The sequence below is a fragment of the Asticcacaulis sp. genome, from assembly GCF_020217185.1.
In the GTDB taxonomy this organism is placed as follows: Bacteria; Pseudomonadota; Alphaproteobacteria; order Caulobacterales; family Caulobacteraceae; genus Asticcacaulis.
The window spans coordinates 1-10,000 of sequence record NZ_JAIWNX010000257.1 but is presented as its reverse complement, the minus strand read 5'-3'; the positions used below and the strand labels follow the sequence as shown (position 1 = coordinate 10,000).

The 10,000-nt window shown below is 61.1% G+C and carries 16 protein-coding genes, 1 other RNA gene and 1 pseudogene; 13 read left to right on the top strand and 5 right to left on the bottom strand.

Annotated elements, in window-relative coordinates; translation table 11 throughout:
- The 3 genes from LDL37_RS12940 to LDL37_RS12930 form a co-directional block, all read left to right on the top strand.
- On the top strand, window positions 1-1,125 hold a 1,125-nt coding region (locus LDL37_RS12940; protein WP_290799043.1), incomplete at its 5' end, for a vitamin B12 dependent-methionine synthase activation domain-containing protein.
- Window positions 1,126-1,359: 234 nt separating this feature from the next.
- On the top strand, window positions 1,360-2,610 hold the full coding sequence (locus LDL37_RS12935) for a Xaa-Pro peptidase family protein (RefSeq protein ID WP_290799041.1): 1,251 nt from the start codon (window positions 1,360-1,362) through the stop codon (window positions 2,608-2,610).
- Between the two features lie 2 nt (window positions 2,611-2,612).
- On the top strand, window positions 2,613-3,227 hold the full coding sequence (locus LDL37_RS12930) for a DUF4272 domain-containing protein (protein WP_290799038.1): 615 nt from the start codon (window positions 2,613-2,615) through the stop codon (window positions 3,225-3,227).
- On the opposite strand, the gene LDL37_RS12925 is transcribed toward LDL37_RS12930, so the two are convergent.
- Entirely contained in the window at window positions 3,224-3,508 is a 285-nt protein-coding gene (locus LDL37_RS12925) for a DUF1294 domain-containing protein (protein ID WP_290799035.1), read from the bottom strand. The two genes, LDL37_RS12930 and LDL37_RS12925, sit on opposite strands and share 4 nt — an antisense overlap.
- 97 nt (window positions 3,509-3,605) lie before the next feature.
- Between LDL37_RS12925 and LDL37_RS12920 the strand changes: the two genes are divergently transcribed.
- Together LDL37_RS12920 and LDL37_RS12915 are read left to right on the top strand one after the other, a co-directional pair.
- Window positions 3,606-3,845, top strand: coding sequence for a ribbon-helix-helix protein, CopG family (locus LDL37_RS12920; RefSeq protein WP_290799032.1), 240 nt, complete (start codon window positions 3,606-3,608; stop codon window positions 3,843-3,845).
- Complete coding sequence (locus tag LDL37_RS12915) at window positions 3,845-4,120, top strand: type II toxin-antitoxin system RelE/ParE family toxin (RefSeq protein WP_290799029.1); 276 nt, start codon at window positions 3,845-3,847, stop codon at window positions 4,118-4,120. Before LDL37_RS12920 ends, LDL37_RS12915 begins: the two co-directional genes overlap by 1 nt.
- Window positions 4,121-4,123: 3 nt before the next feature.
- On the opposite strand, the gene LDL37_RS12910 is transcribed toward LDL37_RS12915, so the two are convergent.
- A complete protein-coding gene (locus LDL37_RS12910) occupies window positions 4,124-4,849 on the bottom strand; it encodes a hypothetical protein (protein ID WP_290799026.1) in 726 nt (241 codons plus the stop codon).
- A 182-nt stretch (window positions 4,850-5,031) separates the two neighbouring features.
- Between LDL37_RS12910 and LDL37_RS12905 the strand changes: the two genes are divergently transcribed.
- From LDL37_RS12905 to rnpB, 5 genes are all read left to right on the top strand, one after another.
- Entirely contained in the window at window positions 5,032-5,709 is a 678-nt protein-coding gene (locus tag LDL37_RS12905; protein WP_126421019.1) for a TerB family tellurite resistance protein, read from the top strand.
- A 238-nt stretch (window positions 5,710-5,947) separates the two neighbouring features.
- A complete protein-coding gene (locus LDL37_RS12900) occupies window positions 5,948-6,193 on the top strand; it encodes a hypothetical protein (protein WP_126421017.1) in 246 nt (81 codons plus the stop codon).
- A gap of 82 nt (window positions 6,194-6,275) precedes the next feature.
- Window positions 6,276-7,013, top strand: coding sequence for an N-acetylmuramoyl-L-alanine amidase (locus LDL37_RS12895; RefSeq protein ID WP_290799020.1), 738 nt, complete (start codon window positions 6,276-6,278; stop codon window positions 7,011-7,013).
- 127 nt (window positions 7,014-7,140) lie between these two features.
- Window positions 7,141-7,512 (top strand): hypothetical protein, encoded by a 372-nt coding sequence (locus tag LDL37_RS12890; protein ID WP_290799017.1) that lies wholly within the window; start codon window positions 7,141-7,143, stop codon window positions 7,510-7,512.
- A gap of 34 nt (window positions 7,513-7,546) precedes the next feature.
- Window positions 7,547-7,968: RNase P RNA component class A (gene rnpB, locus LDL37_RS12885), an RNA gene on the top strand.
- Between the two features lie 9 nt (window positions 7,969-7,977).
- On the opposite strand, the gene LDL37_RS12880 is transcribed toward rnpB, so the two are convergent.
- Together LDL37_RS12880 and LDL37_RS12875 are read right to left on the bottom strand one after the other, a co-directional pair.
- Complete coding sequence (locus tag LDL37_RS12880; RefSeq protein WP_290799013.1) at window positions 7,978-8,259, bottom strand: type II toxin-antitoxin system RelE/ParE family toxin; 282 nt, start codon at window positions 8,257-8,259, stop codon at window positions 7,978-7,980.
- A complete protein-coding gene (locus LDL37_RS12875) occupies window positions 8,256-8,435 on the bottom strand; it encodes a hypothetical protein (protein ID WP_290799010.1) in 180 nt (59 codons plus the stop codon). Before LDL37_RS12875 ends, LDL37_RS12880 begins: the two co-directional genes overlap by 4 nt.
- Window positions 8,436-8,483: 48 nt before the next feature.
- Between LDL37_RS12875 and LDL37_RS12870 the strand changes: the two genes are divergently transcribed.
- On the top strand, window positions 8,484-8,702 hold the full coding sequence (locus LDL37_RS12870) for a hypothetical protein (protein ID WP_290799007.1): 219 nt from the start codon (window positions 8,484-8,486) through the stop codon (window positions 8,700-8,702).
- Window positions 8,703-8,755: 53 nt separating this feature from the next.
- The gene (locus LDL37_RS12865) at window positions 8,756-9,157 is read left to right on the top strand and encodes a hypothetical protein (protein ID WP_290799004.1); all 402 of its coding nucleotides are present in this window, start codon (window positions 8,756-8,758) and stop codon (window positions 9,155-9,157) included.
- On the opposite strand, the gene LDL37_RS12860 is transcribed toward LDL37_RS12865, so the two are convergent.
- On the bottom strand, window positions 9,154-9,444 hold the full coding sequence (locus tag LDL37_RS12860) for a putative quinol monooxygenase (RefSeq protein ID WP_290799001.1): 291 nt from the start codon (window positions 9,442-9,444) through the stop codon (window positions 9,154-9,156). The genes LDL37_RS12865 and LDL37_RS12860 overlap by 4 nt on opposite strands.
- Window positions 9,445-9,841: 397 nt before the next feature.
- On the opposite strand from LDL37_RS12860, the pseudogene LDL37_RS12855 reads away from it, so the two are divergent.
- Window positions 9,842-10,000 (top strand): annotated as a pseudogene (locus tag LDL37_RS12855) (division/cell wall cluster transcriptional repressor MraZ); the annotation flags it as partial.

Here is a 10,000-nt window from a genome sequence, read left to right as displayed (position 1 = left end):
ACCGTCTATGTGCTCGATGCGTCGCGCGCCGTGGGCGTGGTGTCGCAACTGCTGTCCGACGCGGATAAGGCGCAGTTTATCGCCGATACGCGCGCCGACTACGAGAAGGTGCGTCTGGCCTATGGCAAGGGCGATCAAAAGCCACGTTCTGACCTTAAAGAGGCGCGCGCAAAGAAGTTTGTCATCGACTTTGCGGCCGAAGCCCCCGTCGCCCCGACCTTCCTTGGGACGCGGACCTTTTCGCCGTATGACCTGCACGATCTGGCCGACCATATCGACTGGACGCCGTTTTTTGCCACCTGGGAGCTGGCCGGGCGCTTCCCGGACATCCTTGAGGACGAGATTGTGGGCGAGGCGGCCACCGCCCTCTACGCCGATGCGCAGGCCATGCTGAAGCGCATTCTGGACGAAAAATGGTTTGAGGCGCGCGGCGTCGTCGGCTTCTGGCCCGCCAATGCCACCGATGATGACGATATCGAAGTCTATGAAGACGAGACGCGCTCAAAGGTCATTGCGCGTTTCCACACCCTGCGTCAGCAGATGAAGAAGACGCGCGACGATCAATCGAATACGGCCTTGAGCGACTTTGTGGCCCCGAAAGGCACGCCCGACTGGATCGGCGGCTTTGCCGTCACCGCCGGGCATGGCGAAATGGAGATCGCGGCGAAGTTCAAGGCGGCGGGCGACGACTATAACGCCATTCTGGCCACCGCTCTGGCCGACCGTCTGGCCGAAGCCTTCGCCGAAGCCCTGCACAAGCGCGTGCGCCGCGAGCTGTGGGCCTATGCGGCGGACGAAGACTTAGATGTCGCCGGTCTGATCGCCGAACAGTATAAGGGCATCCGCCCGGCACCCGGCTATCCGGCCCAGCCCGACCACACCGAAAAATGGACCCTGTTCGATCTTCTGGACGCGCGGGCACAGGCGGGGATGGAGCTGACCGAGAGTCTGGCCATGACGCCGCCGGCCTCGGTCTCGGGCCTCTATTTCGCGCATCCGAAGTCGCACTATTTCGGCGTCGGCAAGATCGAAAAGGATCAGGTCGAAGACTATGCCCGCCGCAAGGGCTGGAGCGTCGATGAAGCCGAGCGGTGGTTGTCGCCCATTTTAAACTACTTACCGTAATCTCTCCTCCCTACGCCTTAGCTTGCGAGGCGGAGGGGGGCGACTCTTTCTCGGTTCCCGGCGCATAGCCTACAGAATCCTGCGCGCGGCGAATGGCCTGCGCCACCCCCCTCCGTCTTTGACGCTTCGCGTCAAATCCACCTCCCCATCGCTGCGCGACAGGGAGGAGAGGGCTTGCCAATCGCTTCAAACCCGCGCTAGGTCGTATACGATTTTAAGCGCAGGAGCGGGGTAATGCTGTCCAAACGGGCGTTTTTGAGCGGGGCCGTGGCTTCGGGTGTGGTCGTGGCATCGGGCGTGAAGGCCCAGACTCAGACCGTGACCCAGACTCAGGGCTTGCCCAATCTTGCGGCGGGGGCCAAGCCCATCAGCGTGACGGAGCGTCAGGCGCGCATCGCCCGACTGCAAGAGCAGATGCAGCGGCAAAGGATCGCCGGGTTGCTGATCGAAGGCGGCACGTCGCTGACCTATTTTACCGGCCTGCGCTGGGGGCGGTCTGAGCGCGTGACGGCGGCTCTGATCCCGGCCAAGGGGCAGACCGTCATCGTCACCCCCTATTTCGAGGAAGCCCGCACGCGCGAAACGCTGGAAGTTCCCGCCGATGTCCGCACCTGGAACGAGGACGAAAGCCCCTATGCGCTGATTGCCGGTGCGCTCAAGGATCGCGGCGCGGCCAGCGGGACGCTGGCCGTCGAAGGGACCACGCGCTATTTCATCATCGATGGCCTGAAACAGCAGGGCGCGTTCGCGGTGGTATCGGGGGAGGCGCTGGTGGCCGCCTGCCGCCGCCTCAAGTCGCCGGCTGAGCTGGCCCTCATGCAGACGGCCAACGACATCACGCTGGCGGCGCTGCGTCACGTCCATGCGAACATCAAGGTCGGTATGGCGTCGCGCGATATTGCGGCCCTGATGAACGACGCCACGCGGGCGCTGGGGGGGGCGCCGGAATTTGCCCTGACCCTGCTTAATGAGGCCAGCGCCTATCCGCACGGCACCAAGACGCCGCAAACCGTGCGCGAAGGCTCGGTGATCCTGATGGATTGCGGCTGTGCGCTGCTCGACTACGAATCCGACATCACCCGCACCTGGGTCTATGGCGAAGCGACGGCGCGGCAGCGCAAGGTGTGGGACACGGTGCGCCGCGGGCAGGAGATCGTGCTGGAAACCGCAAAGATCGGCGTAGCGGTGGCAAAGCTCGATGCCGCCGTGCGCGCCTTCTATGATAAGGAAGGCTGGGGGCCGGGCTTCACCCTGCCGGGTCTGTCGCACCGCGCCGGGCACGGTATCGGCATGGATGGCCACGAAGCGCCTTATCTGGTCGGTAATGACGCGACGCCGCTGGAGGCTGGTATGTGCTTTTCGGACGAGCCGGGCCTCTATATCCCCGGCGAATTCGGCGTGCGGCTTGAGGATTGCTGGCATGTGACGCCCACAGGGCCGAAGCTGTTTTCGCCTCTGGCCCGCTCACTGGAAGACCCGATTTGACTATGGACGCCGAAACCCGCAAGCAAAATTCGATCCGTCTGTTGAAGGCGCGGGGGATGCGCGTTTCCGACAGCCTGCCCGAAATCGAAGAGGCAGCGGATGTGACGATCCGCTCCGGCGAAGCGATCGTCTATCGCCTCCTGTGCCTCACGGCGGTGGCGCAGGCGGCCTTTCTGGGGCGGCCGGGCCCGGTCCTGCCCTTTGTCGGGCGCTGGAAGCTCGACCCGCACCTGACGCCGCAGGAACGCACGCTTTTGCAAGGGGACGCGGTGTCTGAGGCCGATGCCATCCGCTTTTCATGGCGGGTGGAGGCCATGGTGCCGCTGATGTGGGCGATCGGCCTGATCGACGAGCTGTGGTTTCCCGCCGAAGACGTCAACGCGCAAGAGATGCTCGACTACTGGCAGGACTTTGCGCACGACGATCTGAGTCGTATCGGCCACCGAGATGTCGAAGAGATACTGGATCAGGCCGACCTGATCTATCGCCTGCACGGGGCGGTGCGCGATGGGGCCGAAGGCGTCCTGCCCGATGTGGTGCGCGAACGCCACCACGCGCTCAACTGGCTGATCGGCTATGAGGGCGACGACTGGGACGACGTGCAGACGGATACTTAAAGCGCCTGGAATGCTATGATCGTGGCCGCTATCGCCAGCAGGTGTAGCCAGACGATTCCGTTGAATCTGCGTTTGAAATCGCGCTTGACGCTCTTGTGGCGGAACAGCCGCATGGACAGCAGCGCCGCGGGCCAGCCGCCCAGCCAGCAAAGCCGCAGCAGTGTTGCTTCCGGCACGCGACGCTCACGACGGATGGCGCGGCGCTTGTCAGCGGCCCACACCTGAAACGTCACCAGATCGATCAGAGCCAGCCAGCCGAGTGCCAATATCCAGAGGGTCATGGTGGCAGGATGGCGGGTGTTGTATAATAAGGTCTAAACCTAACTTCATCAGTTTTAATCAGATTGACAAATTTTGATTAAGTCCCATCCTCAGGGCATGAACACACGGACCGTTACAGCTCATATCCCTGTTGAACTGGCTGAGGCCGTCGATGCCGCAGCCGCCCGTTTGGAGCGGCCACGTGGCTGGATCGTCAAGCAGGCCTTGCAGAGCTGGCTAAGCCTTGAGGAGCGCCGGCATCAAATGACGCTCGAAGGTTTGCGCGATATCGAAGAAGGCCGTGTCCATTCGCATCAGGAAATAAAGGACTGGATCGCCTCGCTGGAGCGTGACTGATGCGTGTCGTCTGGTCGGCGGCGGCTCACCGCGATTTGAGGCGGGTCTATGAATTCGTGAAATCTGATAGCCCACGTGCCGCCGCGCGCATAGTCGATATGCTTGACGCCGCCGCAGATCGCCTGCCTGACTATCCTGAAATTGGGATGAGGCTGGAAGTTTATGACCCTTTGCACGTCAGATCGCTGATCGTGGGCGACTACGAGATGCGCTACGAGGTCAGTGCGGACGTTATCTCGATTGTTCGTTTGTGGCACGCTCGCGAGTACCGCTGACGTTTATTCCCCGTCCTTCTTGCCCCAGCCGAGCTTGTTCATCAGGCCGGTGGCCCAGTTGCCGCTCGACTGGCCCTTGCCCGACTTGCCCGTCGTGCGGGATGAGCCGATGGCGGCATCGGGATCAACGGGGGCCGTGGTGGCGCTGGTCTTTTGCGGGGTGAGGACATCGAGCGTCTGACGCTCGGTCGCGGGCTTCATCGCCTCGGCAATGATCTTCGCCTCTTCCTCGGTCTGCATTTCCTTGAAGATGTCGGGATGCCCCGACAGCGCCTTGGTCGCGCGCTCGCAATCGCCGGGCAGGGACCAGTTGACATAGGCCCCGGCGGCCTGACCCTTGGGGGCCTTGCGCGCCTCTTCCCAGCCGTTGAAGCCCTGTTCGCGGGCGGCCTCGGCGCTCTTGCGGCCCTCCGGGGCTTCGCCCTTTTTCGACAGGGTCAGCGCCGCCTCATAGGCGCGCAGATATGAGGCGCCGATCTTTTCCATCTCCTGGCTCAAAGGCTCGACGTCCGAGATACGCTCGGCCAGGTCCATATGCCCGGACAGGATTCCGTGGCACCAGGCCACGCGGTTGAAGTCATCGGCTGGCGCGTCGGCGATGACGGGGGTACGCACGACCTGTTCCTTGATGCCGGTGACATTGGTGGCGATAGGGCCATCATCGGTTTGCGCCATTGCCGAACCGACCAGCAGGGCCATACACACAGTCGCCGTAATCGTCGCTTTCATGGACGCCGTCATCCTCATATTCAGACTCATCCCTTTGTCATGCGGACAAATTGGGGCGAAATCGCGTTTTATGGTTATTTTAGAGTGGAATGTCGCCGCGCGCACAGAAAAAATCTCTCTTACAGAAACTTAAGGGGTTTTGCGCCGTATAATGGCCTAAGGTAGTGGTCAGGATAAGACCCATGAGCTTCTGGAAGACCCTCGCGCACAAGGCGGCCCACGCCTTTGACCCCGCCGACTGCACCGATTGCCCCAAGGGGCAGCCGGGCCGCGACCCGGCGTTCGCCACGGCGGTAACCGCGCTGGGGGCCAAGCTGGCCATGGCTGACGGGCTGGTGGACGAGAGCGAGGAGCAGGCCTTTTTCGACGTGTTTCAGCCCGAACGCGGGGCCTATGACAATATCCGCCGCCTGTATGATCTGGCGCGCCAGACCAGTCTGGGCTTTGAATCCTATGCCCGGCGGCTGGCCAAACGCTATGCCCAGTGCCCGCGCATCCTTGAGGACGTGCTGGAAGGCCTGTTTCATATCGCCGTGTCGGACGGCCATCTGACCGACCGCGAAGAGACCTATCTGGAAACCGTGGCGCGTCTGTTCGACCTCAGCCCCGCGACCTATCGCCGCATTCGCGCCGACTATGCCGGGCCGGACGCCGATGACCCCTATCATATTCTGGGCATTCATCCGGACGTGGCCGACCACGAAATCCGCATCGCGCGCAACAAGGCGCTGGGGGATGTGCACCCGGATCGCATTCTGGCGCGCGGCCTGCCGTCTGAATATGTGGGGCTTTTCACGCAAAAGGCGGCGCGCATCAACGAGGCCTACACGCAGATCCTGCGTGAGCGGGCGCTGCAATAGGGGCACATTGGGCTATGAAATCGATGTCTCTCTTAACAAGTCATAAAAAAGTTAAGTTAACGCTCGGTCAGGTGGTTGACGCGGGCCTTAATCGTGCCAATCTGCTGTGGTGCAGTGCCAATACTCCCCATCTGGCATGGCGCGTAATGAGGTCAGTATAGCCATGAGCGATTTGAGGTCCGTATTCGGAAGTTTCACGCGCCCCCACCCGTGGGCGCAAGTGCGTCGGAGGAACGCCATGGCCAGACTGAAGCACATTTTCATGATGACCCTGATCGGGCTCATCTCACTCGCCGGTGCCGTGCTGGCGGTGATCTTTACCGGTATCGTCGCGGCGCTGGCCCTGATCGGCGTCGGCCTGATGGCGGTGACGGCGTTTTTCACGCGCAAGCCCGTGCGAGTCACGGTCGATGCCAACAAGCGCAAGCGCGAAGACGGCGTGCTGGACGCGCGCAAGAACGGCTCGACCTGGGAAGTGTACTAGGGGAAGTCTATTGAGCTTTTAAACCTTGAAGGTTTCGTAACCCCGGCCTATCAAGCCGGGGTTTTTTGTTGCGGATTTGCCGATGATTTCGCTGCCTTCCCCCAATTTCAATGCGCGCCCGTCCGTGCCCGACATGGTCGTGCTGCACTATACGGGTATGCAGACGGCCAGGGCGGCGCTGGATCGACTGTGCGACCCGGCGGCGCAGGTGTCGGCCCATTACGTCGTCGATGAAGACGGCACGGTCTATCACCTTGTCGATGAGGCGCGCCGCGCCTGGCACGCCGGGGTGTCGGTGTGGAAGGGCGCGCGCGACATCAATGGCGTGTCGATCGGCATTGAGCTGGTCAATCCCGGCCATGAGTTCGGCTATCGCGACTTTCCGCAGGCGCAGATCGACGCCGTGATCGGGCTGCTGGACAGCATTCGCGGGCGCTGGGATATTCCGGACCATCGCATTCTGGGGCATTCGGACGTCGCTCCGGCGCGCAAGGAAGACCCCGGTGAACGCTTCCCATGGCAGGCTCTGGCCGAGGCGGGGCACGGGCTGTGGGTCGATCCGCCGCTGCCGCCGGAGGGTGTGATGGGGCCGCCGTTGGATATTGGCGACGTCGGGCCGGGCGTGTTTGCGCTTCAGGGGGCGCTGGGAAAGCTGGGTTACGACCTCCTGCCGGGCGGGCCCTATGACGTGGAAACGAAGGCCATCGTCACTGCCTTTCAGCGCCACTGGGTGCAGTCGCGCATCGACGGCAAGGCCGATGCCCTGACGCGGGTGCGCCTGATGGCGCTGTTGCGGCATATCACGCTTCTGGAGGTCTGAGGATGAATAACGCGGTATTTATAGCTTTGTTTTCCGTGTTTTGCGGGGTGTTCACCATCTTCATCTCCATCTATGCGGCGAAGAAAAAGGGCAAAAACAGCGACAAACCTAAGGACGGGGATCAGGCATGACCTATCAGCGCTGGGACTATGTGTTTTTGCTGATGTCGGGCCTGTGGGGTCTGATCGGCGTCATGCTGCTGGCGGCGGGCAGTCATGCCGATCCGCGCCTGACCTCGGCCGGCATGTTCCTGTTGTTTCACGCGGCGACGGCTATCGGCCTGGTCCATTCGGGCTTTATGGGGCCGCGGATGCGCCTCAACGTCCTGCTGCTGCTGATGGTCGGCAGCGGGGTGTTTGCCGCCGATATCTGCTCGCGCGTCATGCGGGGTGAGGGGCTTCTGCCCAATCTGGCGCCCACCGGCGGCGTGCTGGTCATGCTGGGCTGGGCCGGGGTGGCTGTGGCTTCGGCTTTGAAGCTGACCGCGAAGAAGGCTTGATTTAGACACGGCTTTCCCGCACAAGGCGCGTGGATCAGATGACCGGGCGATCGCAGGAGCGGAGAGCCTCATCCCCAAAAGTGCTTTGCGGTTTTGGGGATGAGGCGACCTTATCTTGAGGAAAGTCCGGGCTTCACGGTAATAGGGCGGCGGGTAACGCCCGCCAAGGGTGACCTTAGGGATAGCGCCACAGAAAACAGACCGCCCGGCGTCAGCCGGGTAAGGGTGAAACGGTGCGGTAAGAGCGCACCGCGCGACCGGCAACGGAAGCGGCACGGCAAGCCCCGCCCGAAGCAAAACCGAATAGGAACGGCGCGTCGGTTCTCCGACAGGGTATTACCGCCCCAGCACGTTCGGGTTGGTTGCATGAGCGCCGGAGCAATCCGTCGCCAAGATGAATGATCGCCAGAGGGCGCAAGCCCCGAACAGAACCCGGCTTACAGGTCATCTGATCCAGATTTCTTATTACGACGGAAATTTCTGCCTTTGGTGAATAATGGTGAGGATGTCCAATTCTGTCACCGACGCAATACGATAGATGATGGTATAAGGCAATCCGGGGATGGCAAACTCCCGTGTATCTTCCACTCTGCCGGGACGTCCCAGCATCGGAAAACGTTCAAATATCATGATGGCCTGCCGGATGCGGGCAATAACCTGATCCGCCGCGCGCTCATTGTTTTCAGCAATGATAGTGTGGATAGCGCGAAGGTCCGCCATAGCTTCTGGCGTAAACACAATATTCACTGACCGAGGTCTTTCCACACGTTGTCAGCCGGGATCATTTTGGTGCGGTCAGAAGATTGCGCCAGGGCACGCTTAACCTTCTGGTCTCTCCAGACCAGATAATCGGGATCGCTATTTTCACCTTCGTCGAAACGAAGACTTAGTTCGATCTGTTTGGGGGGCTCAATGCGTGACATGAGCCTAATCTAGCAGATAGAGGCGGGTTTAAGAAGCCATAAACAGTAATGTCACAGCATTGCCATTACGGGTTGCTGTGCTACCGTCCGCTCATGACACAGGCTCCCAAATCGCACCCGTCTGAGGATCAGTCCGAATGTCTTTCGGCTGTCAAAGCGGGTTTGCGCTCGCTGGAGGCTGGTCAGTCAGTGCCCTATGAAAAGGTGCGACGCTGGCTTTTGTCGTGGGGCACGCCGTCCGAATTGTCCAAGCCTGAATGCGTGTAGTTTTTTCGCCGGAAGCGAAACTCTACGCGACAGCTTGGCGCGTCAGGCGGTTCATGGAGACCGTCTGGCCGCAGTGGCAGGCTGAGCGGGGAGTGGTGCCTGTTGTTCTGTCGCAAAACACCTGTGTGCGCACAAGTCTTTTCCTTCAGCGTGTTCTGGTACACGAGGGGTTTGCGGCGGTGACGGTCAACAGTATTCCCCGACGATCCGAAGCCGGGCCTGAGCTTGGCCCTTACGGTTTTCGCACGTCTGACCGATGGGAGGCTCACGCCTGGGTCGAGAGCGAAGACTGGATTATAGACATTACCGCCGATCAGTTTGGCGCCGACGCGGTTATTGTGACGCGACGGGATGACCCGCGCTATGGTCGTGCGGATAGTGACCAACCTTCCGAAGCCGATGCGAGACGCCGCTATCTGGCTGTTGAAGCCTTATGGCAGAGGTGGACGATCTAAATCCCGTACCCGTCCACCGGTTCCGTCACGATATGCTCACCAAACGACGCGATCAGCGGCATAGCCTGCCGGATGGTTTCGGCCACGGCGGGGATGTGCAGTGAGGCCTTGTGGCTGTCGGCGGAGTCCCACACCTCGGTGATCCACAGCTTGTCGGCATCCTGCGGGTCCCTGGCCACCACGTAGCTCAGGCAGCCGGGCATGTCGCCGACACTGGCGGTCATCAGCGCGATCAGGTCGTCGCGCTTGCCGGGGTGGGCTGAAAAGCTGCCGATCAATCCGTACATCTGTGTCTCCTTATGTGTAGCATCCTGCCCTTTCCGGGTGACAAAACCTGTCAGCAGGCTGTGGAACCGCCCCTTGTGGACAAGCACCGTTGCACACAGGCTTATGCACAGGCGCTGTTAATCTTTGTGCATGGCTTGAGTTCAGGATTTGTAAAGGCTTTCGCAACCCTTTATTCACCTTGTTTGCAAAAGTGTTAACAGGTTCCCTTTCCGTTCTATCCCCTTGTCCCTGTTCGATAAATTCTGTGCCGAAAGGCATAAAGTGTCAGTCAGAGTCATTGCGTCCCGCTTCATCCCATGTTAACCCTAATTCGGGTCGGCGAAGCAGGGCTTTCGTCGGGCTTTGGGCATGGATCATACCGAATGAGGGAGCGGGCATTGGCCCGGACGCGCAGGGGTGTTTCTCTCCACGCACGAGAAGCAACTGGATGCGAAGCGGAGACTACTGGTCCCGCAGGACTTCCGTGCGGCTGCGCTGGTGCCCTTTGATGGTATGGACGGCTTTGATGGCCTCTATGCCTTTGCCCTCAAATCGCTTGGCTGCGTTGAATGCGGT